At 73.0% G+C, this 23,308-nt stretch carries 15 protein-coding genes and 2 pseudogenes; 8 read left to right on the top strand and 9 right to left on the bottom strand.

Annotated features, from left to right (window positions below; all coding sequences use genetic code 11):
- Window positions 1–12: 12 nt before the first annotated feature.
- Complete coding sequence (locus D7318_RS19500) at window positions 13–627, top strand: TIGR04141 family sporadically distributed protein (protein WP_230423898.1); 615 nt, start codon at window positions 13–15, stop codon at window positions 625–627.
- Window positions 628–866: 239 nt separating this feature from the next.
- On the opposite strand, the gene D7318_RS19495 is transcribed toward D7318_RS19500, so the two are convergent.
- Both D7318_RS19495 and D7318_RS19490 read right to left on the bottom strand, forming a co-directional pair.
- Window positions 867–2,606 carry a TerD family protein gene (locus D7318_RS19495; protein ID WP_120698386.1) on the bottom strand — a complete coding sequence of 580 codons (1,740 nt, stop codon included), beginning with the start codon at window positions 2,604–2,606 and terminating at the stop codon, window positions 867–869.
- A 120-nt stretch (window positions 2,607–2,726) separates the two neighbouring features.
- Complete coding sequence (locus D7318_RS19490) at window positions 2,727–3,305, bottom strand: TerD family protein (protein ID WP_120698385.1); 579 nt, start codon at window positions 3,303–3,305, stop codon at window positions 2,727–2,729.
- 284 nt (window positions 3,306–3,589) lie between these two features.
- Here D7318_RS19490 and D7318_RS19485 point away from each other — a divergent pair, with 284 nt between their 5' ends.
- Entirely contained in the window at window positions 3,590–4,828 is a 1,239-nt protein-coding gene (locus D7318_RS19485; RefSeq protein WP_230423897.1) for a hypothetical protein, read from the top strand.
- A gap of 62 nt (window positions 4,829–4,890) precedes the next feature.
- Here D7318_RS19485 and D7318_RS19480 read toward each other — a convergent pair whose 3' ends face one another.
- Window positions 4,891–7,461: a tetratricopeptide repeat protein gene (locus D7318_RS19480; protein WP_230423895.1), complete on the bottom strand. Its 2,571-nt coding sequence runs from the start codon at window positions 7,459–7,461 to the stop codon at window positions 4,891–4,893.
- Window positions 7,462–7,666: 205 nt separating this feature from the next.
- Here D7318_RS19480 and D7318_RS19475 point away from each other — a divergent pair, with 205 nt between their 5' ends.
- The gene (locus D7318_RS19475) at window positions 7,667–10,753 is read left to right on the top strand and encodes an AfsR/SARP family transcriptional regulator (RefSeq protein WP_120698384.1); all 3,087 of its coding nucleotides are present in this window, start codon (window positions 7,667–7,669) and stop codon (window positions 10,751–10,753) included.
- Window positions 10,754–11,308: 555 nt separating this feature from the next.
- Here the strand turns inward: D7318_RS19475 and D7318_RS19465 are convergent.
- Window positions 11,309–11,920: an Ldh family oxidoreductase gene (locus D7318_RS19465; RefSeq protein ID WP_120698382.1), complete on the bottom strand. Its 612-nt coding sequence runs from the start codon at window positions 11,918–11,920 to the stop codon at window positions 11,309–11,311.
- Window positions 11,921–12,037: 117 nt separating this feature from the next.
- Between D7318_RS19465 and D7318_RS19460 the strand changes: the two genes are divergently transcribed.
- Both D7318_RS19460 and D7318_RS19455 read left to right on the top strand, forming a co-directional pair.
- Window positions 12,038–12,823, top strand: a complete 786-nt coding sequence (locus tag D7318_RS19460) for an IclR family transcriptional regulator (protein ID WP_120698381.1) — start codon at window positions 12,038–12,040, stop codon at window positions 12,821–12,823.
- A gap of 166 nt (window positions 12,824–12,989) precedes the next feature.
- The gene (locus D7318_RS19455) at window positions 12,990–13,565 is read left to right on the top strand and encodes a TerD family protein (RefSeq protein ID WP_120698380.1); all 576 of its coding nucleotides are present in this window, start codon (window positions 12,990–12,992) and stop codon (window positions 13,563–13,565) included.
- Between the two features lie 163 nt (window positions 13,566–13,728).
- On the opposite strand, the gene D7318_RS19450 is transcribed toward D7318_RS19455, so the two are convergent.
- Window positions 13,729–14,829, bottom strand: a complete 1,101-nt coding sequence (locus D7318_RS19450) for a Gfo/Idh/MocA family protein (RefSeq protein WP_120698417.1) — start codon at window positions 14,827–14,829, stop codon at window positions 13,729–13,731.
- 172 nt (window positions 14,830–15,001) lie between these two features.
- On the opposite strand from D7318_RS19450, the gene D7318_RS19445 reads away from it, so the two are divergent.
- Window positions 15,002–15,943 (top strand): acetamidase/formamidase family protein, encoded by a 942-nt coding sequence (locus tag D7318_RS19445; RefSeq protein WP_220729701.1) that lies wholly within the window; start codon window positions 15,002–15,004, stop codon window positions 15,941–15,943.
- Between the two features lie 366 nt (window positions 15,944–16,309).
- Window positions 16,310–17,749 (top strand): ATP-binding protein, encoded by a 1,440-nt coding sequence (locus D7318_RS19440; RefSeq protein WP_120698379.1) that lies wholly within the window; start codon window positions 16,310–16,312, stop codon window positions 17,747–17,749.
- A 19-nt stretch (window positions 17,750–17,768) separates the two neighbouring features.
- Here D7318_RS19440 and D7318_RS19435 read toward each other — a convergent pair whose 3' ends face one another.
- From D7318_RS19435 to D7318_RS19425, 3 genes and pseudogenes are all read right to left on the bottom strand, one after another.
- The gene (locus tag D7318_RS19435; protein ID WP_120698378.1) at window positions 17,769–18,536 is read right to left on the bottom strand and encodes a sulfite exporter TauE/SafE family protein; all 768 of its coding nucleotides are present in this window, start codon (window positions 18,534–18,536) and stop codon (window positions 17,769–17,771) included.
- Between the two features lie 42 nt (window positions 18,537–18,578).
- Window positions 18,579–19,309, bottom strand: a pseudogene (locus D7318_RS34050) (DNA-formamidopyrimidine glycosylase family protein).
- Window positions 19,310–19,319: 10 nt separating this feature from the next.
- Window positions 19,320–20,495 (bottom strand): CapA family protein, encoded by a 1,176-nt coding sequence (locus tag D7318_RS19425; protein WP_120698377.1) that lies wholly within the window; start codon window positions 20,493–20,495, stop codon window positions 19,320–19,322.
- Window positions 20,496–20,712: 217 nt separating this feature from the next.
- Between D7318_RS19425 and D7318_RS19415 the strand changes: the two are divergent.
- Window positions 20,713–21,351 (top strand): annotated as a pseudogene (locus D7318_RS19415) (aminotransferase class I/II-fold pyridoxal phosphate-dependent enzyme); the annotation flags it as partial.
- Here the strand turns inward: D7318_RS19415 and D7318_RS19410 are convergent.
- Window positions 21,348–23,234, bottom strand: coding sequence for a heparinase II/III domain-containing protein (locus D7318_RS19410; protein ID WP_120698375.1), 1,887 nt, complete (start codon window positions 23,232–23,234; stop codon window positions 21,348–21,350). The pseudogene D7318_RS19415 and the gene D7318_RS19410 sit on opposite strands and share 4 nt — an antisense overlap.
- Window positions 23,235–23,308: the final 74 nt, after the last annotated feature.

The raw sequence follows: 23,308 nt of genomic DNA, 5'->3' as shown, positions 1-23,308 counted from the left end.
ATCGAGGCGGAGGTGTCGCTCGGGTCCCGCCGCTTCTTCCTGCTGGACGGGGAGTGGTACGAGACCGACCCGGCCTATCTGATCTCCCTCCAGGAGGCGGTGCGCCGCCTGATCCGGCGGAGGCCGTCGCTCGACCTGCCCGCCTGGCTCCCCGGACAGAGCGAGCGGGCCTACAACGAGGCGGTGCCGGACGCGCGCCCCGGCTTCCTGTGCTTCGACCGGGACACCGTGCGCACGGCGTTCCACCGGGGGAACGGTGTGGAGGTCTGCGATCTGCTGGCACCGGACGGCACGCTGGTCATGGTCAAGCGGGCCGGTGGCTCAGGGCCGCTGAGCCACCTCTTCGGCCAGGGCGTGGTGGCCGTTCAGACACTCCTCAACTCCCCGGAGGCACGGGGGAAGTTCGCCCGCGCCGCCGGGCTTCCGCCGGACTTCAGGCCGACCAAGGTCGTCTTCGCCGTCCTCCTCAAGGGCCACGCCGACCTCACGCCGAGCACCCTGTACCCCTTCTCCCGGATCACCCTTGTCCACACCGCCCGCACGTTGGAGTCCTGGGGAGTGGAGGTGGAGGTCATCGGCATCCGCCAGGACACCGCCACCGAGAGCGGCGCGGTCCGCGCGGCCTGAGCCGTGCGCGTCCCCTCGGGGCCCGCGCGGAGTGGCCCTCGGATGTCGACGTTCCTCCCGCGTGCCGCGCTCTCCTGGGTCACCGGGGCCGCGCGCCCGCCGCGGTGCGGGTCGGCGCCTTCGGGCCGGGGACGACGGCCCGCGTCCGTGCTGCCGCCGCCCCGGTGGCTGCGACCCGGCGCCCCGCGATCAGGCGCCTGACGCCGCGGACCGGTCCTCGATGCCCGCCCGGGCAGGGCCTAGGGCTGCGTCGTCTGCCGCGCCGCGGCCACCTGGCGGAGGATCCGCGGGACGATCTGGCTGTTCTGCGGGGGCAGGCCAGGGTCGTACGTCCAGGCGTGGCCCACCCACGGGTCGGCCAGGTGGTCGTCGGGGACCGGGGTGACGCGCAGCAGCGCGCGCCACAGCGGGTCGAGGAGCGGGCCGTAGGCGCGGGCGTCCTCGCGGTCGCCGATGATCATCAGGTGGACGCCGACCGAGGCGCCCTCGTCGGCCAGGTACCGCAGGTGCGTCACGCCGCGGTCGTCGAAGCCGTGTGGGAAGTCCCGGACGATCAGGAGCTGTTCGGCGAGGTCGATGTCCGGCGGCAACGCGTCGCCCGCGCCGCTGCGGATGGCCATCTGCACCAGGTCGACGCGTTGGGTCAGCCCGGCGAGCGTCGCGGTCACGCCCGCCTCGCCCACCGCGGGCGGCTCGGCGAGCACCCCCGCCTCGACCAGCGGCGCGAGGCCGCCGACCGACCCCGTGGGGTCGATGACGCGGACGCTGAGGCCGTCGGCCGGGTGAACGGCCAGCAGGCGCGCGGCGATCGCCGTGGCCGTCTCGGCGGCGCGCCTGCGCAGGTCCTCCGAGTCGTGCAGCGCGGCCTCCATCCCGCCCCCGCCGCGCCCGCTGTCGATCCACAGGCCGCGCTGGAGCGGCATCCGCATGAGCATCGGGATCCGCAGGCCGACGTGCTCGGGAAGGCTGAGGTCGCCGAGGCGCAGGGCCATCGGGACCTCGTCGGGGATCTTGTAGGCGTGCCAGCAGGGGTTGTCCCAACGGGCGTACGCGGGCGGCAGGGCGGGCTCGACGACCTCGGACTCGGCGACCAGCTGCGCGACGTCGCGGTCGAGCGCGGCGCGGGCCTGGTCGACCAGCTGGGCGCGCTTGGCCTGGGCCTTCGCGCGGGCGGCGTCGGCGACGGGGCCGACGCGGTTGCGCGGGTCGGAGAGCACGCCGTCCAGCTCGCGGTCCATGCGGGAGTCGGCGAAGTCGACGGCGCTTCGGTACGCGGCGGTGGCGCGGGCCAGGTCCTCGAACATGCCCCACACCTGGTTGTACAGGCGCTCGTCCATCGACCAGCCGGTGGCGTCCCCGGCGACGGGTCGGCCCGGCTGGCTCGGCTGCGCGGGCGGTGGCGGCGGCGCGGGCGCCACGGCGCGGGCCATGCCGCTGGCCACGGCGGCGTTGATCGTGGCGGCCAACTCCTCGGCCTCCGGCAGCCCTTGGTCGCGCAGCATCGCGGTGAGCCCGCCCGCGAAGCCCTGGCCGACCGCGCGGACCTTCCACGCGTCGTTCCTGCGGTAGAGCTCGAGCGCGACGACGGCGGACTCCGCGTCCAGGTCGACGATGTGGTAGCTCACGATCGCGGCGCCGTCCAGGCCGGTGACGGCGGCGGTCGGGGGCGCGACGGCGCCGAAGCTGGTGGGCCCGCCCACGCCGGTGGGCAGCGCGAGCAGGACGTTGACGCGGTGCACGGCGGCGGGCAGCGCGTCGAGGTCGACGGCGAGTCGGTGGTCGGCTGCGGCCTGCTTGGAGACCTCGACACCGGGCAGCCGGGGCGAGGCAGGGTGGGCGATCCAGGTGGCGTCGCGCATGCGTCCGCGCTCGTCGTTGAGCGTCACCCCGGCGGCGATCGGCTGGCCTGCGGACACCCGTATCTCCAGGCGCGTCTCCGGGAGCGGGTGGTTCTGCCCGCGAATCAGCTCGACTGTCATCGTGGCGCCCTCTCAGAACGTTGGGGATGGGCGAGCCCGGCGCGGTCGCGCGCCCCGCCGGGCCCGATCGTAGCGGTGGGTCGTGGCCATGGGTCGTGGCCATGGGTGCGGAACGGGCGCCTACAGGTAGGGGATCAGCGCGGGCAACAGGTCCTGGAACGTCCGCCCGTTCGCCGGCTCGCCGATCGCGGTCATCTGCCAACCGCCGCCCTGCCGGTGCACCTTGGCCATGATCTGCGCGGTGTAGGCGCCGCCGCCGGTCAGGGTGTAACGCGCGAGCTCCTGCCCGTTGGTCTCGTCGACCAGGCGGCAGAACGCCTGCTGGACCTCGGCGAACGTCTGCCCCGTGAAGGAGTTGACCGTGAAGACGAGCTGGTCCACATGGACCGGAAGCCGCTGGAGGTCGACGAGGATCGCCTCGTCGTCGCCGCCCTGGCCCGCGCCGCCCACGCGGTTGTCGCCGGTGTGCCGAACGGAGCCGTCGTCGCTGGTCAGATGCTGGAAGAAGACGACGTCGACCGGCTGCTTGTCGGCGAACACCACGGCGGAGGCGTCGAGATCGACCTCGCGGGTGCGCGTCCCGAACAGCCCCCGCCGGGGAGCCGCCTGCCACCCCAGGCCCATCCGCACGGCGGTGAGCGTGCCGCCGTCGGCCTTCTGGAGGTTGATCGCCTGTCCCTTGGACAAGTTGAGACTCACGTGCTAACCCTTCTCCGGTCTCGCGCCGCCACGTCCAGCGGTTGCACGGAACCCTACGCAGTCCGACCGACAGTCGCCCGCGACGGCACGGCTTTGTGTCAGTCCTGCAACGCTGCGGGGCGAAAAGGCGCCCTGCCCGGTTCGGCAAGGTTTCTGCATGGTTTTCGCCACTCTTCTGTCCGGACACGCGGCAACCATCCCGATGTATGGGCCCCCGCGACGGCGGGCAGCCGCGCGCTTCTCGGAGGGGCCCGCAATGACACACAGACATGGGGGATGTCGTGATGCCAGCCGACGGAGACTCCGAAGGCATACACGCACATGACGGGCGGAACCGCGATCGGCAGTGGCTGACACTGCCGGGACGCAAGAAGGTGCTGGCCGTCGTCCACACGGTGCCCTACGGGAAGCGACTGAGCGAGATCGTCAGCCTGTTGGCACAGGATTTCCGGATCCAACTGCTGTTCACCGCGCCGCCCCACGAGTTGGGGGACGGCGCGTCGCGTTACCTGCACGACCTCGGCGGGCCCGTCCTGCCGTGGGAGGAGGCGCTGCGATGGGAGTACGACCTGGTCCTGGCGGCCGGGCCACGGGGCATGGGCGAGGTACGGGGGCCCGTCGTCACCGTGCCGCACGGAGCCAGCTACCTCAAGCGGAGGGTGGGGGCTTCGCGCACGCACGTCTACGGTCTCGGCCCTTCGGACATCCTGCTCGGCGACGACCGCAGGCCACCGGCCGCGGTGGTGCTGCCGCACGCGGGTGACCTTCGACAACTCGAACGTTCCTGCCCTGAGGCGGTGCCGGTCGCCACCGTGGTGGGTGATCCGGTGCACGACCGGATCGCGGCCAGCCTCCCCGGGCGGGAGCGCTACCGTGCGGCTCTCGGGCTGCTGCCGGACGAGGAGTTGATCACCGTTGTCTCGACGTGGGGGCCGCGCTCGTCGTTCGGCGGCATCGAGGCGTTGATGCCGCGGCTGCTGAGCGAACTGGTGCTGCCCGGGCGGCGGATCGCCCTGGTCGTTCATCCGAATGTGTTCTCGAGCCACGGGTCCTTCCAGGTGCGGGCCTGGCTGTCGCGGTGCATCGACCGCGGCATCGCCGTCGTGCCGCCCCACGCCGACTGGCGGGCGCTCCTGGTCGCCGCGGACTCGATCATCGGGGACCACGGCTCGGTGACGCTGTACGGAACGCTGACGAGGGCGCCGATCCTGCTGGCGGCCTCGCCGTCCCAGGAGATCAACCCCGACTCGCCCGCGGCGGCACTCGCCCTGACGGCGCCCGCGCTCACTCCGGGGCACTCGCTGTCCGAGCAACTCGACTACGCGGCGGCCGAGTACCGGAGAGAGGAGTACGCGGCCATCGCCTCTCGCATCAGCTCCGAGCCGGGACTCTTCGCGCGCAACATGCGTCGACTGCTGTATCTGGTACTGGGGTTGGGCCAGCCGGCGCACGCCGCGACGACGCTCCCGCTGGCGCTTCCACCCCGGTTGGACACATGGGCGGAGAGGCGGCTGACGGCATGAACGCGCATGAGGAATGGCGGTGCGGCCCGGCGTCCGTCGGTCGGCGATGGGTCGCCACGCCGTCAGGGGGCAGCCGTCCCGCCGACTCCGTCGCCGTGGCGATCCGGACCACATCGGGACCGCGCACCTTCGTGGCGCGCGGCGGTCCGCTGCCCGACGCGGTGGACGAGCACATCGCCGTGGACGCGGACGCGTGTGCGGAGGAACGCTGGCTCGCCTGCGCCGACGTGCTGTACGGGCACGTGCCGCGCCCACAGCCGCGGGCGGTCCCATGGGCGCGGGCGCGACTCGCCCGGTACCCCGGGTGTCGGCTCGTTGCCGTGCCTCTCGCGGGGGGCGGTTGGCTGGTGGCGGACAACAACGGTGTTGTCCGGGTGCTGGGGCGGCGGTCGGCTGCGTCGGCATGGCGGGGCGAGGTCAGTCCGCTGATGGCGTCGTGTCTGCACGGGTGGCTGGTCGAGGGCCACTCCCTGACGGAGCTGAAGGACCTGGATCCGCCGAAGGGGAGCGCTCTCCCAGAAGCTCCCTGAGCCGCGCCGCGTCCTCCTGGCTGTAGGTGGCGAAGAGGGCGAGGGCGCGTTCACGATGGCCGCGCGCGGCGGAGTGATCTCCGGCGCGCGCGGCGCTGTCGCCCCAGGTCTCCAGCGTTCTGGCCTGCCAGTGGGCCGCCCCGCGGGCCTCGAACACGTCGAGAGCCTGGCGCAACTCGCTCTCGGCGCCGTCGTGATCACCGTCCGGGAGAGCGCTTGCCCGAGGAATACGCGAGCCCGGGCGACCTCGTACGGCTCGTCCAACTCGGTCATGGTCCGCCGAGCCCGCCGGAAGTGCCCCACGGCGTCGTCGAGTTGGTCACGTTCGAGGGCGATCTCACCCAGCACGATGCGGGCGAGCGCGGTGCCCCGCGGGTAGCCGACCTCGTTCCACGTCTCGATGGCATCCGCGAGATACGGGATCGCCCGGTCGAACCGCCCCGCCTCACGGTGCGCGGCGCCCAGCCCGAGGAGCGCCTGTCCCTCGTCCCGCCGGTCACCGGCCCCGCGCGCGGCCTCGAGGGAGGCGGCGTACCAGTCGATGGCCCGGTCGAGGCGGCCTGCCGCGCTGAGGCCGATCGCCCCGGAGTTGAGCATCTGCCGCTCGGCGGTCCCGTTCCCGGCCCGATGGGCCGCCGCCCGCCCCAGCTCGTGCGCCTCGATCCACAGGGGATAGTGGCGCAGACGCGAGAACAGCGGCCACATGGCGTCGACGAGCTGCCACGCCGTGTCATCCCAGCCCCGCTCCACGGCCGTCCGCACCGCGGCGAGCAGGTCGGCGCGGCGGGCATCCAGCCAGCCGAGGGCGTCGGCCTCGTCCGCGAAGGGGAGGGAGAGGTCGGGTGGGTAGCGCAACGTGCGCTCGAGCACCGCCTGCACCGGGGTCAGGATCCGTTGCGCCGCCGTCGCCGTGGCCAGGAACCAATCGCAGGCGCGCCTGAGCGCCTCCGCCCACGCCGTGCCGCCGTCCTCGGACGCCTCCTGTCGCGCGAGCGCGGCCGCGTGCCGCCGCACGACGTCGTGCAGGCGCCAACGGTCGACGTCGATGTCCTCGACCAGGTTCGCCTCGAGCAGGTCGTCGAGCACCCGGTCGGTCTCGTCGAGCGAGAGCGCACCGGCCGCCGCGGCCAGCCGGGACTCGAAGACCGGGAAGGGAAACGCGCCCAACCGCCGGTAGAGCCTTGCCGCTTCGGCGGGCAGCACCGCGTAGCACTCGTCGAGCGCGGTGTGCACGGCCGCCACCGCTCCTTCCCCGGTGAGCGTCACCGCGCGGCGAGGATCGCGCGCGAGTGTGTCGGCCATGGTGTGCACCGGCTGCCGCGGCCGGGACGACAGCCAGGCTGAGGCCAGGCACAGGGCCAGGGGGAAGCCCGCGCACAGCTCGACCACCCGGTCGGTGGCCCCGGTGTCGGCGCGCAGCCGGTCCTCCCCGATCCCCCTGGACAGCAACGCCCACGAGGCGTCGGCGTCGAGCGGCCCGAGCTGGTGCGGCACCGCGCCCTCGATCCGCAGCCCCGTCAGACGGAACCGGCTGGTCACGATCGTGAGATTGCCCTCGCCACCCGGGATCAGCGGAATCGTCTGGGCGGCGGAGAGGGCGTTGTCGATGACGACGGCGATGCGCAGGGGCGCGGTGAGCGTGCGCCACATCCCCATCAGCTCAGGCAGCTCGGTCGGCGTCCGCGACAGGCCGAGCGCGCGCAGGAACTGTCCGAGAACGTCGCTCGGCTCGACCGGGCCCTCCGGGGCATGGCCGCGCAGGTCGGCGTAGAGACAGCCGTCGGGAAAGCTCGACTCCGCGCGTGCCCTCACCCAGCGCGAGACCAGAGCCGTCTTCCCTATGCCGGCCGGCCCGCTCACGACGATCAGGGGCGCCTCGCCCTCGGCGGCGCGGTCGTGGACCTCGGAGAGCGCCGCGAGCTCGCGTTCCCTGCCGGTGAAGTGTGAGGGAACCCGGGGCAGTTGACGGGGAACGGGCCGAGGTGGCGGGCTCTCCTGGTGAACGTGGATCCCACCGCTCACATGACCGGCCTGAATGCTCGCCCCGTCGATCCTGGCCGATCCGCCGATGACGTTGCGATGGGCTTGCGAATAAGGATGCACGGGCCATCCCCCCAGACCGAGCCAGTGCCATGACACACAACTACGCGCGCTGCGTTCTTTCTTACCCATCAGGATCACACCGAGAACAAGAAAAGCGATCGGCAGCCCCAAATCGGCCAACGCCGCCGCCCCATGCCCTCTGGCACCCCCGCGGCGGCTCTGTCACCCTTGGGCCAAAGCACGACGGACCGGCCGGGGAGGGCTGGTGGAGGTCGCGGTGCTCGGCCCCGTGACGCTTGCAGCACGGGGGCAACGTCTGGCGCTCCGCTCGGACAAGGAACGCATCGTCGTGGCGACGCTCGCACTCGAGGTGGGTCGCCCCGTCGCGCTGTCCACGTTGATCGACCGTCTCTGGGACGGAGCGACCGAGCTGCCCGCCCGGCCGCGCGAGAACGCCCACTCGCATGTCTCCAGGACCCGCCGCGCGTTACGCGAGGCCGCGCGGGAGGACGGGAACCCGGCCGCGGCGCGCACGCGGTTCATCAGGGGGCACGCCCACACCTACACGCTGGAGATGGATCCCGACCAGGTGGACTGGCACCGCTTCCAGCGCCTCGCCGCGCGGGCCGCCCGCCTCGAGGGCGAAGGGGACGACGAGGGGGCGGCGGACTTATTCCGCAGCGCGGAGAGCCTGTGGCGCGGCGAGGCGCTGGCCGGGCTCCCTGGGCTGTGGCCCGAGCAGGTGCGCACCAGCCTGGCGGAGTCCAGACACCAGGTCACCTCGGCCCGCTTCGCCGCCGAGCTGCGCCTCGGCCGCTTCGCCGAATGCCTCGCCGAGCTGTCCGCGCTGGCCGCCAGGCACCCGCACGATCAGCGGCTCGCGGCCCACCTGATGATCGCCTACTACGGGTGCGGGCGCGACGCCGAAGCCCTGGCCACCTATCGGGCCGTGCGACGCACGCTCCACGACGACCTGGGCAGCGAGCCGGGCGAGCACCTGGCGCGGGTGCATCAACTGATCCTGAACCGGACGCCGGTCGGGCGGCTGCTGCCGAGACCGCCGGGCAGGGGGCCCACCCGGATCCCGCCCCGCCCTGCCATCGCGCGGACACCACGGAACAACCTGCCGCGCCGCATCGAACTGGTCGGCAGGATCCGTGAGTTGCACCGCCTGGAGGCGGCAGGGGACGGGGGGCGCGTGGTCGCCCTCGAGTCCATATCCGGGATGCCGGGGGTGGGCAAGACGTCCCTGGCCATCCACGCCGCGCACAAGCTCGGCGACCGCTTCCCCGATGCGGGGCTGTACGTCAACCTGCTGGGGGACGGCAGCGACCGGGAGCCACTGACCGCGGGCGCCGCCCTCGGCGATCTGCTCGGCCTGCTTGGCATTCCGGCCGAGGCCATCCCCCGGTCCACCGAGGAGCGCGCGGTCCTGTGGCGGGCCATCCTGGCGGACAGGTGCTCGGTGATCGTTCTCGATGACGCCGCGGGGCCCGACCAGGTCAGGCCGCTGCTCCCCGACACAAGCCCCTCGTTGCTGATCATCACCAGCAGGCGACGGCTCACCGGGCTGCCCGGGGTGCGCTCGTTCGCCCTCGATGTGATGGATCCGGACGACGCGGCGGCGCTGTTCCGGGCCTCCGCCGGTGAGGAGCGGATGCGCGACGCGGACGATCCGGCCGAGCTGGCCCGCGTGGTCGAGCTGTGCGGCTATCTGCCCCTCGCGGTGGAGCTGGTGGCGGGACGTTTCAGCACCCACACGTCCTGGGATCTCGCGACGCTCAGGCACCAACTGTCCCGACCTTCGGGCAGATTGGCGCAGATCCACGACGGATTTCGAGCTATCGCCAACGCGTTCGGGCTCAGCTACTTCGCCTTGCAAGCTGATCAACAATCGGCGTTCCGCCTGTTGGGGTTGTTTCCGGGGGATGATTTCGACCCGTCGGCGGCCGCCGCCCTGACCGGTCTTCCACTGGCCGAAACCGAGCGCCTTCTCGATCATCTACTTCACTGCAATCTTGTGCGTGAGCAGATTCCGAATCGCTATGACTTCCATGATCTCGTGGGCGAGTACGCGCGGACCCTGGCCACCGCGGAGGAGACGGAAGAGGCGCGCGAGGCGGCGATCCTCCGGCTGATCAATTTCTATCTCAACGCCGCTGACCTCGCGGATCGTTCTCTCTACCCCGGTCGGCCCAGGATCGCCCTTCCGAGCACATCGGCGGCTTCGTCGTCGAACGACTGGAACGGCTGGTTCCAGCGGGAGCGGGGGAATCTCTTGGCGACGGAGGCGTTCGCGCGCGCTCACCTGCCGCCGGTCTGGTCGGCCCTGCTCGGGCATGTGCTGGCGGGGTTCCTCGACGCCGAGGGCCGGTGGATCGACGCCGCCGCCATGCGCCATCACGCCGTGGCGCACTGGGAAGCGGCGGGCGACGCACGGGCGTTGAGCCTGGCCCTGCTCGACCTTGGCGCGACACACGCGAACACCGGCCGGTACGAGGAGGCCGCCGCGGCCTATCGGCGAGCACTCGGAATCGCCCAGGAGATCGACGAGGGCGGAATCCAGGCGGAGGCACTGCGCGGCCTCGGAGTCGTCGACTGGCATACCGGGCGCCTGCGGGAGGCCCTGCGTCTCCACGAATCGGCCATCGCCCTCCACACGGAGAGAAAAAATACGCGTGGTCAGGCCCGTTGCAAAAACAATGTGGCGATCATTCTGTCAGCGCTCCATCGGTACCGGGAATCGCTGGAGCACTTCCAGCAGGTGAGCGAGTACTTTGCCGCCGTCGGCGACGACCGAAATCTCACCAAAACCCTGAGTAATATAGGCACTCTTCAGCAGGACAGAGGTCGAGTGGACCTGGCGCGGCCACCGCTCGAGCGAGCGCTGGCTCTGGCGAGAGCCAGCGGCGCTTCTTTCGACGAGGTCATCGTCCAGGCGAATCTGGCCTCCGTCCTCGCCGCTTCAGAAAATGCCGAGGAAAAAGACAGAGCGCTGGCCATGTTCGAGGAATGCCTCACGGCTTTCCGAAGTTTTGGCGACAGGAAGAACACGGCGCATGCCCTCCTCGGCATCGGGGCCCTTCACCACGACCGCGGCGCGTTCGACCGCGCACACGAGACCTATCTCCGCGCAGGGGAGACGGCTCAGCTCATCGGGGCCACGGCCGAGGAGACGCGGGCCCTCATCGGCGCCGGAAAGGCCCAGGCCAGCCTGGGGAACCCGAGCGCGGCGGCCCAGCACCTGAGCGCAGCGCTGGCGGTGGCCCGGGCGAGCCAGGCCCACCAGGAGGAGCGAGAAGCCCGTGAACTCCTGGCGGAGGTACACCACATCGCGCGCAACTCGGAATAGGACATGAACTCGATTTTCGGGACGCGCTTCAGCTGGTAAGATTCGCCGCTCAGAGCGCGTTCGCTCGCGCTTTCGGGACAAAGTGGACATTGGCCTCAATAGCGGGTGCATATCCACGAGCCAAGCGCCGCCGAGCCCTCCGCCTCAGCCCGATTTTGGGATCGCGCGTGGGTTGTCTAAGATCAGCGGACCTTGTGCACCAGTTCGAGAAAGCGACGTCCGTGCGAATTTTCCGCAGCCGACTCCTCGTGCTCACCTCCGCCGTGGTTCTGTCCCTCGTATCGGCAGTGGCCGCGATGCTGATATCCCAGGGCATATCGAGCCAGGAGGACAGTGGGCAGACGCCGAGGACGACGTATGCGACGGCAACGTCCGCCGGAATTTATATTCCGATGCTCGAGATCCTGGGTATCCACATTCCGATGTGGGAGGCGGGGAACGGAACAGGCACTCCCGAATCGGGGCCCATACGCGCCTGACGTCGAGCACGTCCCCCGGAGAAACAAAACGGCACCCGCCCTCGGGTGCCGCTTGCGTTTCCGGCAAGAGTGGCACTCAGTAACGAATGCGCTTCCCCCCGTCCACGACCACCGACTCGCCCGTCACCAGGTCCATCGCCTTGTGGCCGCCGAACGGCAGCAGCGCGCCGCCGCGGTAGAAGTCGCCCGGGTCGGTGGACGCGGCGCCCGCGACGCCGAGCTTGCCCTCGGCGACGGCGGCGGTGGTCCGGTCCATGACGACGGGCGCCCTGCCGTCGGCGCGGGGCAGCGCCCAGGCCAGGGGGTTGGTGCCGAGGCGGCGTTCGCGGCCGCCGTACGGGGCGACGGTGGGGTCGGCGCTGGCGAACGCGACGGCGACCAGGCCGCGTTCGGCGAGGTCCGCGGCGTACTCCCCCAGCCTGCCGACGTGGTCGCAGTCCTCGATCGCCACGACGCCGACGGCGAACTCGGCGCACAACTCGGCGAGTTCGGCGGCGGCGCGGCGGGCGGCCAGCTGGCCGAACGCGCGTTGGCCGTCGACCAGGGCGGTGGCGCCGCGCCGTGACCTGACGCGCCCCGTGGTGGCCGGGTCGGGGGGCACCCCGGCCGAGGTGAGCAACGTCGTGGCGAGGGCGTTGAGTTGGGCGGGTGGGGTGAGTCGTTCGGAAAGGCTCTGCTCGTCCGACACGTCCGCTCCTGTATTCCGTGGGGTGGAATACCGTTCCGCCCGCTGTGAACCCGGTCACACGAGGTTTCCGAGGGAAGTGGGGCGCGGGCCCCCAAAGCGGGCACCTAAGCTGGGGACATGACCGGTGAGGGCCGGCGGACGGCCGCCGACAAGACGCTGGATGTCCTGGAGGCGCTGGCCGAGCACGACAGCATCGCGGGCCTCTCACGGGCGACGCGGCTGCCGAAGCCGACCGTGCACCGGATCCTGCGGACGCTGGTCGAGCGGGGGTTCGCCCGCCAGACCGGCCACGGGAGTTACACGGGCGGCCCCAGGATCCTCACGCTGATCGGGCGTCACCAGCGCGCCGCCGACCTGTCGGGGCAGGTGCGGCCCGCGCTCGAAGAGCTGCGCAAACGGACGTCGTGGACCGTGCACTTCGCGCTGCTGTCCGGCCACGAGGCCGTGTACGCCGCCAAGTTGGCGGGTGACCGGCCCTATCACCTGGCGTCGCGCGTCGGGATGAGCCTGCCGTTGCACTCCACGTCGGTCGGCAAGGCGATCCTGGCGTCCCTGCCGGAGGAGACGGCGCGCGCGCTCCTCGCGCGGGCGGGCACGCCGGCGCGCACCGCGCGGACGCACACCGATCCCGAGGCGCTGCTCGCCGAGTTGGACGCGGTGCGGCGGCGCGGCTGGGCGGAGGACCACGAGGAGCACGAGGACGGCGTGATCGCCGTCGGCGCGCCCGTGTTCGACCACGGGGGGCAGGTGATCGGCGGGATCAGCGCGGCCGCGTTGAGCCACCCCGCGGACGCCTCCGCCCTGGCCGCCTGCGGCGAGGCGGTCGCGGAGTCGGCCCGGCACGTCTCCCTCACCCTGGGCGCGCCGCCGCACCGCTGTGACCTGCGCGGGGCAACGGACTGACGCCCCTTGCGAGTTGGGCGGCGGGGTGACCTTCTGCCCACCGTTTCGGCGGCCGATGCGCCGACCGGCGCACCGGCCGCGTCGGCGTTCGCCCGGGTGACGTAGATTCGTCCTCTGTCGAGCTTGGCGCCGGGGAAGGCCGGCGCCCGGAGCCCAAGGAGACCTCATGGCCGTATCCCTGTCCAAAGGCGGAAACATCTCCCTCACCAAGGAGGCACCAGGCCTGACCGCCGTCACCGTCGGACTGGGCTGGGACGTCCGCGTCACCACCGGCACGGACTTCGACCTCGACGCCAGCGCGATCGCGGTGAACCCCACGGGCCGCGTGTACTCCGACGCCCACTTCATCTTCTTCAACAACAAGCAGACCCCGGACGGCACGATCGTCCACCTCGGCGACAACCGCACCGGCGAGGGCGTGGGCGACGACGAGCAGATCCAGGTCAACCTCACGGGCCTGCCCGTCGACGTCGACAAGATCGTGTTCGCGGTCTCCGTCTACGACGCGGACAACCGCGGCCAGAACTTCGGCCAGGTCCGCAACGCCTACATCCGCGTCCTCAACCAGGCGGGCGGCGCCGAGATCGCGCGCTACGACCTCAGCGAGGACGCCGCGACCGAGACCGCCATGGTCTTCGGCGAGCTGTACCGGAGCGGCGCGGACTGGAAGTTCCGTGCGGTGGGGCAGGGTTACGCGTCCGGGCTCGCGGGCATCGCCAGGGACTTCGGCGTCGCGATCTGAGACGTCGCCAGCTGAGGCGCCGCGGACCGGGGCATCGCGGACCGGGGCGCCGCGCGCTGAGGCATTGCGATCCGGGGCGCCGCGAGCCGAGGCGTTACCCCTCCCGCCGCCCTGGCCGGGCGAGCCGCGCCAGGGCGGCGGGGGTCGGCGCGCACCGACGACCTCACTCCGGCGCCCACGCCTCCCGCGTCGTCGTCACCGTCTCCCCCGTGCGCGCCGCCTGAAGGATGGCCAGGCTGATGAGGTGGTCCTGACACCCCCAGGCCAGCGGATACGGCTCGGGCCCCTCGCCCCGCACCCACGCGCCCATGCGGAACACCAGGTCCACCACGGCCAGATCGTCCTCGGAGAGCGCTCCCCCGCGATACGCGTTGCGGTGGATCACGCGGCCGTCGAAGGTGATGTGGTGGAGCTCGCGGCCCTCCAGGTTGAGGTCGGTGCCCGTCTGTCGCCGGATGAGCCGCGACTCGACCGGCGTGCGCGGGTCGGCCAAGCGCACCACGGTGTCGTCCACGATCTCCCCGAGCGACCCGCGCACCACCATGCGCCGGGCGCGCAGCGGGTTCCACCACTGGTTGTCGGTGAAGTCGTACAGCCCCATCCGGCCGCCGCCGAAGTCCAGCATGGCGAGGATCGTCGAGGCGTCCTTCGGCGTCGCGTCCCCCGACCAGCCCGCGGGCGACAGCGGGTCGGCGAGCGGCGCGGTGAACGAACGGGCCGTGACCGTCGCGGGCTCGAAGCCGACGCCCAGCGTGTGCCGGATGAGGGAAACGGCATGGTAGAGGTGCGTGGACGACAGCTGCACCGACGTCACCTCGCCGATCACCCCCTCGCGCAGCAGGGCGAGCCTGGCCGCGTGCCCCGGCATCAACGGGTACTGCTCGGCAACTTGGACGAGCCCGCTCGCGCCGGTCTCCCGCCACACCTGGCGCAGCCCCTCGAGGTCGGCCGCGGGCGGGGTCTCGGCCAGCACCGGGACGCCGAGCCGCACCAGCTCGGCGGTCGCCGACGCGGTCACCGACCAGGGGACGGACGGAATGACGAACTCCGGCCGCTCGCCGCCCCCTTCGACCAGCTCCTCGGCGGTGCGGTACGAGGGAACGCCGAAGGCAGCCTCCGCCTCGGCGCCGCGCTCGGCCGTCCTGGTCACCACGCCCGTGACCGAGAGCCGGTCCGGCAGGGCGCGGGCCAGCCGCGCGAAGAACCCCGAACGCCGCCCGCTGCCGATGAGGCCGAACCGTATCGGCCGAGATGTCTCACTCACGGCGGGCAGCCTACCCAGGACATCGGATGACAAGACGCCCCTTCCGTACTGGTGTCCGACCGGGCAGGATGTGCGGGATGTCCCCCTCAGGCACCGCGCCGCGCGCCGCCCGCCCGCCCCATGCCCGCCCGACACCCCGCGCCCCGCGCACGCGCCGGAGCCCCTACGGAAAGTGAGCGCCCCCTTGGTCGAGCACCGCCTCGATCCGGTACCTGACACGGTGACCGATGTCTTCTCCGCCGACCTGCCGCCGGTGCTCTCCGTGGATCCGGGGGACTCGGTCGTGGTCCGCTCCCTGGACGCCTCGGGGCATCTGGAGCGGCAGCGCACGCCGGGCGAGCCCAGGCCGCTGCTGATCGATGAGCGCCGCGGGCACTGCCTCGCCGGGCCGATCGAGGTGCGGGGCGCCGCGCCGGGGATGGCGCTCGCGGTGCGCCTCGACGCGCTGCGACCCGACGGGTGGGGCTGGACCGTGGCGGGCGGGCGCGACACCCCGGTCAACCGGCGCCTCGGCCTGGTCGGTTCGGATCCGACGTGGCTGCTGTGGGAGCTGGACGCCGAACAGGGCACGGGCACCGACCAGTTCGGGCACACGGTGCCGCTGGCCCCGTTCCTCGGCGTCATCGGCATGCCGCCGCCCGAGCCCGGCGAGCACTCGACGGTGCCGCCGCGGGTGTTCGGCGGCGGGAACATCGACTGCCGCGAACTCGTCGCCGGATCAACGCTGTTCCTGCCGGTGACCGTGGAGGGCGCGCTGCTGTGCGTCGGCGACGGGCACGCGGCGCAGGGAGACGGCGAGGCGTCGGGCACGGCGATCGAGTGCGGGATGACGACGCGGCTGACGCTCGACCTGGTGCCCGAGCCCGCGCTGCCGACGGCGTACGCGGTGACCCCGGCGGGCCGGGTGACGTTCGGCTTCAGCCCCGACCTCAACGAGGCGACGGGGCAGGCGTTGGAGGCGATGGTCACCTGGCTCGCGGCGCTGCTCGGCCTCACCCCCGCGGCGGCCCTGGCCGTCTCCAGCGCGGCGGTGCAGCTGCGGGTGACCCAAGTGGCCAATGAGACATGGGGCGTTCACGCGTTGCTGCCCGAAGGGGCCGTGCGCGGACGGTGAGTCGCGCCCGCGCGGTCAGATCGGCGAACAACGCCGCGTCGACGTCGGCGACTTCGGCCGCGAGCAGGTACCCGGCGGGCCGGTGCACGTCCTGGCCCGGGCAAGGGCCGCCCTGACCTCGGCCCTGCCGCCCCGGGACCACGACCAAGGAGTGAGGGAGAGCGCTCTCCCCCACGCACGGGAAAGCGCTCTCCCCCGTTCCAACGGAGAGCGCTCTCCCGTCACGGAGAGTGGAGAGCGCTCTCCTCACCCCTTCGGAGAGCGCTCTCCCATTTACTCACTTCAAACTTACTATGATGGATTTGAGTCAACTCCATGCGAGTATGTTCGGTGAGAGGCAGCGGGAGACGGCGGGAGAGGTGCGGGATGGCGGGCTTTGTGGGTCGGGTCGCGGAGCTCGCGGCGCTGGAGCGGCATCTGGCGTGGGTCAGGGAGGGGCGCGGCGACCAGCGGGGGCGGGCGCTGCTGCTGCGCGGGCGGCGCCGGGTCGGGAAGTCCCGGCTCGTGGACGTCTTCTGCGAGCGCTCAGGCGTGCCGTACGTCGTGCACCAGGCCACCAGGGGCGAGGACCAGGACAGGGAGCGGGCGCGTTTTCTCGACGAGGTCCTGCGCTCCTCGTTGCCCGACACGGATCCGTTGGCCGGGATCACCGGCGTGGGCTCATGGGACACCGCTCTCCGACAGCTCGCGGCGGTGCTGCCCGACGACTCCCCCAGCGTGGTCGTGCTGGATGAGCTGCCCTGGCTGATCGAGGGCGACCCGGTGTTCGAGGGCACCCTCCAGACGGTGTGGGACCGGGTGCTCAGCCGGAAGCCCGTGCTGCTCGTCCTCATCGGCAGCGACCTGGCGATGATGGAGCAACTGGGCGCGTACGGACGCCCGTTCCACCAGCGCGGGGTCGAGATGGTGCTGCCGCCGCTCTCGCCGCACGAGGTGATGCGGATGACGGGCCTTGCGCCCGCCGACGCCCTGGACGCGCACCTGGTCACCGGCGGTCTGCCGTTGGTCTGCCAGGAGTGGCGTGAGGGCGAGAGCCGCGTGGACTTCCTCGCCCGCTCGTTGGACGATCCGACGTCGCCGTTGCTGGTCTCGGGCGAGCGCATGCTGGCGGCGGAGTTCCCGGCCGCCGTGCGGGCCCGGCAGGTGCTCGGGGTGGTCGGCAGCGGGGAGCGGACGTTCAGCAGGATCGCCTCGGCGGCGGGCGGCGAGGACCGGCCGCTGCCGCCCGGCTCGCTCAACCCCGTGCTGCGCGCCCTCGTCGACAAGCGCCTCGTGGCGGTGGACACCCCGCTGTCGCTCAGGCCCGGCGACCGCGATCGGCGCTATCGCGTGGCCGACTCGTACCTCCGCTTCTGGCTGGCGTTCCTGGAGAGCGCTATCCCGGAGATCGAGCGCGGGCGGGGGCGGCTGGTGGCCGAGGCGGTCGAGCGCGGCTGGCCCTCGTGGCGGGGGCGGGCCGTGGAGCCGGTGGTGCGGGAGGCGCTGAGCAGGCTCCTGCCCGACGAGCGGTGGCCCGGGGTGCGCGAGGTCGGCGGCTGGTGGCCGCGCACCAACAACCCCGAGGTGGACCTCGTCGGCACCGACCGGGCGCCCGCGCGGGCCATCGCGTTCGTGGGGTCGGTCAAGTGGCGCGAGCAGCGGCCTTTCGACCAGCGGGCCCTCGCCGCGCTGGCCAGGGACACGCTGGCCGTGCCTGGCGCGGACGGGGACACGCCGTTGATCGCGGTGTCGCGGGCGGGCTTCACCACCGAGGGTCTTGCGGCGGCGTACGGTCCCGAGCGGCTGGTGGAGGCGTGGGCGCCCTGATGGGGCGCGTCAAGGGGCCTCATCGCGCGATGAGTTGGGCCAGGGCCGCGCTGCCGATCACCACCACGGCGCCGCGCAGGAGGGCCGGGCTCAGGCGGCGGCCGACCGAGGCGCCGATCTGGCCGCCGAGGGCGGAGCCCGCCGCGATCAGGGCGACCGCCGTCCAGTCGAAGTCGGCGACGAAGAGGAAGAAGAGGGCGGCGACGGAGTTGACGAGGGCGGCGAGGACGTTCTTGACGGCGTTGAGGCGCTGGGCCGTGTCGTCGATCGCCATGCCCATGAGGGAGAAGTAGATGATGCCCTGGGCCGCGGTGAAGTAGCCGCCGTAGACGCTCGCGAGCGTCAGCCCCGTGTACAGCAGCGGGCCGCCGTCAGGGCGCGTCGCGCGGCCCGTGCGGGCGCGGCGGCGGCGGGACCACGCGGCGATCCTCGGCTGGAGCAGGACGAGGACGAGGGCCACGGTGACCAGGACGGGAACGACCGTGTCGAACGCCGTGCTCGGCAGCGCGAGCAGCAGCGTCGCGCCCGCGAGGCCGCCGCACAGGGCGCCCGAGCCCAGCTTGACCAGGCGGCGCCGCTGCCCGGCCAGCTCCCTGCGGTAGCCGATGGCGCCGCTGATGGAGCCGGGTATCAGGCCGAGCGCGTTGGACACCACGGCGGTGACGGGTGGGACGCCGACGGCGAGGAGGACGGGGAAGGTGATCAACGTTCCTGAGCCGACGACGGTGTTGATCGCGCCCGCGCCGACGCCCGCGGCGAACACGGCGAGCAGCTCCGCCCCGGTCACGCGACCACCAGGCCCGTAGGGCAGTTCGTTTCTCTGTGCACGTCAGGCAGGGTAGGCCGCCGGGGTGGGGCCGTGCTGGCAGTGGGGGCACCAGTAGGTGGGGCGTGGGCGCCCTGGCCTGCCGTGGGTGTCCCCGGCGACGCCGACCCGGGCGCCGCAGATCGCGCAGGGGCGGCCCGCGCGGCCGTGGACGTGGAGGCGGCCCGCGCGGCGGTCGGCGATGGTCGTGTTGGTGATCGTGGTGCTGGTCGTGGTCGTGGTGGTGCGGTCGGGGCGGTCCCTTTGGCCTCGATGAGGCGCATGTCCCCCCGGCCCAAGGCTGCGAGCAAAGCGAGATGGGGGTCCCCCCGGCCGAAGGCTGCGAGCAAAGCGAGATGGGGGTCCCCCCGGCCGAAGGCTGCGAGCAAAGCGAGATGGGGGTCCCCCCGGCCGAAGGCTGGGGGAAGGTCGCGTCCGAGGTGACCGACGACACGGTGCTCGTGCGCGGTGCGCGGCAGGTCGAGCGCCTGGAGGCGGTAGCCGACGGCCGTGCGGTCCTCGGTGGCGAGCACGGCGCGGATCCGGTGGCCGGGGCCGCCGGTCCAACGCTCTCCCGCGGCGTAGACCCGCCAGGCCCCGTCCCTCCGCAGGTGCGAGTGGAAGGTGAGGCCGCCATCGAAACGCGTCAGGAGGTGCTTGCCGCGCGCCACGACGCCCAGCACCTCCCGTCCCGCGAGGTCGGCGGTGGCGAGCCGGGGAACGCGCAGATCCGACCGGATCAGGCGGCGGCCCACCGCCGCGGCGTCAACGCCCCATCCGCAGCCCGTCGTCCGCCGCGCCGCGGCTCAGCACGGTCGCGGTGATGCTGTCGAGGGCGGCGGCGTGGGCGGCGTTGCCGGGGTTCTCGTCGAGGGAGCGCGGCAGGTTGACGAGGGTGATCGGGTCGTTGTCCACGGCGTGCGGGATGAATTCCGCCTTCTTCACGTCCCACGGCTCGCCCTCGGCGGCGGGCGGGGCGAACGTGAAGCGGGCGGCGGTGCCGTACTGGCCGCGCGGGTCGTTCATGATCCCGGCGATCTGGTCGCCCATGCCGTAGACGACCCAGGTGCCGTTGACCTTCTCGTATGCCTGCGGGACGTGCGCGTGGGTGCCGAGGATCAGGTCGATGTCGCGGCGCCCGTCCGTGGCCGAGGCGGTCAGCCGGTCGGCGAGGGAGAGCTGTGTCTCGTCGGGCTCCTCCTGCCACTCGGTGCCCCAGTGCATGCTCACCACGACGACGTCGGCGCCCTTCTCGCGGGCGGCGCGGGCGTCGGCGACGACGCGGTCGGGGTCGATGACGTTGACGAGCCAGTCCTGGCCCTCGGGGATGGGGATGCCGTTGGTGCCGTAGGTGTAGGCGAGGTGGGCGACCTTGGCGCCGCCCGCGTCCAGCATGGCGGGGGTGTCGCGCTCCTCGGGTGTGCGGGCGGAGCCCGCGTGGGCCAGGCCCGCGGCGTCCATGGCCGCCAGGGTGCGGGTCACGCCGTCGACGCCCGCGTCGAGGGTGTGGTTGGAGGCGGTGGAGCAGGAGTCATAGCCCAGGTCCTTGGTGGACTCGGCGAGTTGGGGCGGGGTCTTGAACAGCGGATAGCCGGTGAACGGGCCCCCGTCCGCGCCGTAGACGGTCTCCATGTGGCACACCGCGAGGTCGGCGCCCTCCACCATCGGCTTCGCGCCCGCGAGCATGCGGCCGAAGTCGTGGCCGCCGCCTCCCGAGTCGGCCACCGCCTGGCGGATCACGGAGTCGTGGACCAGCAGGTCGCCGGTGGCCACCAGCGTGAACTCGGTCGCCCCCGCGTCGGCGGCCGACTTCTTCTCCGCGGGCGACGAGGGGGAGCCGTCCCCGCCGCAGGCGGTGAGGGCGGCGACGGTGAGCAGCAGGGCGCCGGTGAGCGCCGCGGATCCGGGGAGGGGAGGGTGCTGAGACACATGCGGCTCCATGCTCGTATGACCTGAAGATCAGATAGTCATACTTATATGGAGAAACCGGACCACGCGGGCCCCCGGGAGCGGCCTCCTCACCGCAACGGACGCCTCCCGCCACCCGGGAGGCCGCGCCTGCCATGGGCCACATGGACGGCATACGCGACGTTTCGCCCCACCCGCCCACCCCGCCGAGCCCGCCCACCCCGCCGAGCCAGCACGTTCCGCCGAGCCCGCCGAGCCCGTGGCCCGCGCGCTCACCGACGCGGTGGCGCGGGGCGACACCGGCTACGCCCACGGCGACGCGTACGCGGAGGCGCTGTCGCGATTCGCGGCCGGGCGGTGGGGCTGGGAAGGGCTCGACCCGGCGGCGCTCGACGAGGCGTTCCGGCGCGCGACGGCGGGTGGGGCGCGCGCCGTCTTTCTGCTGTGCAACCCGCACAACCCCACGGGCGTCGCGCACTCCGCCGATGAGCTGGCCGAGGCGACCGCGTTGGCCGAACGGTACGGCGTGCGCGTGGTCGCGGACGAGATCCACGCGCCCCTGGTGGCCGCGGGGGCGCGTCATGTCCCCTATCTCTCCGTCCCCGGCGCCGAGCGTGGCTTCTCGCTCATGTCCGCGTCCAAGGGCTGGAACCTCGCCGGGGCCAAGGCACACCGCCGCGTTCGCCGAGGGCGGCCCCTGGCTCGCCGCGCTGCTCGCCGGGCTCGCCGAGAACCGCGCCCTGCTCGCCACGCTGCTGGCCGAGCGGCTGCCCGAGGCCCGGGTCCCGCGTTCGGCACCGGCGGGGCGGGACATGCCAGGCTCAACCTGGCCACCTCGCCCGAGATCCTCGCCGAGGCCGTGCGCCGCATCGCCGACGCGGTCCGCTAGGGGGTGTTTCTCGCCGCCTGGAACGTCAGCACCGTCGCCCCCGACGCCTCGGGCCGTACCGCCACCAGCCGCACGCGGTGCACGACCGGGCCCCACACCGCGCGCAACTTGGCGTCGGTGACGGACCGTTCCTCCGTCTCGGCCCGGTAGCCCGCCGCGTCGAACCTGACGGCGAGCCGGTGCCCATCGGGGCCGAGCGCGAGCGTGCCCGCGGCCTGGTCGACGGCGACCGGGCCCGTGGTGACCAGGTGCAGCGCCAGGTCGCCTGGCTGCTCCGCCAGGTGCCAGTCGTCCCGCACGGTCAGGGTGGCGGGCTTCGCGCCGCGCGCGAGGGTCAGCTCGCGCCGCCATGAGCGGACGCCCGCCTCCTGCGGCCACGCCCCCGCGAGGTCGAGGGTCAGCGTGGCGACGGTCGCGGAGAGCTGCGCGCCCACGTCGGCCGCGGTGTGGTGGCGGCCCGCGGCCTGCTCGTGGCCGTCGATCAGCGGGAGGTTGTGCCAGGCCGAGCGCATGGTCCAGATGCGGTAGCGGTCGGGCCCGAACGTGCTCCTGTCGTAGGTCCCCACGCCCAGGTCGATGACGACGGGGCGGGCGTTGACGCCGACGATGAACGAGCCGACATCGTTGTGGTTGTGCGACTCGTCGTTGTGGCCCGCCTTGGCGGCCACGAACAGGCCGCCGGAGTCCCCGGCCTGCTCGCGCGCGGTGAGCACCTGGGTGTCGGGCAGCCACGTCTGCCGGGGCAGGGGCGCGGCGGGGGGCGTGTGGCGGGCCTGGTGCCAGCCGTCGTCGATGAGCGGGGTGACGAGCCTGGCCAGCGAGTGGTCGGGGGCGTCGAGGTCGGTGGCGGGGGGCATCGAGGCGGCCTGGGCGCGCACGTCGGCGTCGCCGGTGCGCACGCCGTAGCGGTAGAGCAGCCCGGGCTCGGCGGCGCGCAGCACGGGGCGGCCGTCGGCGAAGTTGACGTACCACTCGCCGCCGAGGTGGGCGGCCACGGGGTAACGGGCCATGCTGGCGACGACGGGCAGCCGGAACGCCCCGTCCTCGCCGGTGGCGGACGCGAGGTGTTCGAGGCACTCGAAGAACGACGCCGCCGCGCGCCACCAGTAGTGGATGCCCTCGTCGCAGCCGCCGTCGGCGGGCACCGAGGCGAGGTAGCGGTCGAGGGCGGCGACGGCGCGGGCGACGCCGAACGCCTGTGTGCCGGGGTCGTCGTCGAGGAGGAGGGTGGCGGGCAGGACGTTGGAGAGGATCCAGGGCGTCCAGTTGTTGAGCGGCTCGCCGCGCAGGCCGAGCCAGGGCCAGTCGCGTTCGCGGAACGGCGCCAGGACGCGGTGGCGCACCTCGGCCTCGATCGTCCCGCGCTCCTCGGGCGGCAGCTCGTCGCCCACGAGCAGCGAGGTGAACGCCAGCAGCCCCGCCGTCTCGGCGGCGAACAGGTCGACGGTGGGCCGCTCCGGGTCGGGCGCGGGGGTCCCCCCCGGCCGGGGCGACCGCTCGTGCGCGGGCAGGCACCAGGTCGGCTCGCCGCACAACTCCCGTACGCCCTCGATCAGTTGGTCGGTGGCGGCGCCGGGCCCCGCGAGCAGGGTGCGCACCACGGCCGCGGTCATCCTGGAGCGGCGGGCGAAGTAGGGGCCCTCGTGGTGCACCCGGTCCCCGCGCACGCCGAACGCCTCGAAGCCGTCGGGTGGCAGCGGCGGCCACGACCCGGCCAGGCGCTCCTCGGCCCAACGCGCCAGGCGTGCGCGGGGCGCGACGGGCACGCGCCCCCACGTGGCGCGGTCCGCCGCCGGGGGCAGCGGGCGCCAGGTGCCGGGGCGGGGCAGGGCCGCGGCGAGGCGGTCGGCGGGGAGCAGGTCGGAGAGCGGGCTGTCGGACACGGGGGGATCCTCCTGGTGGTGCTGCGGTGCGCCGCGCCGGGGACGTCGTGCGCACCCGGCGCGGCACCGCTCCC

This window comes from Streptomyces radicis (assembly GCF_003626575.1).
Lineage (GTDB): Bacteria > Actinomycetota > Actinomycetes > Streptomycetales > Streptomycetaceae > Streptomyces > Streptomyces radicis.
Note: the sequence above shows the minus strand (reverse complement) of the source record. Positions and strands in the feature narration are given on the sequence as shown.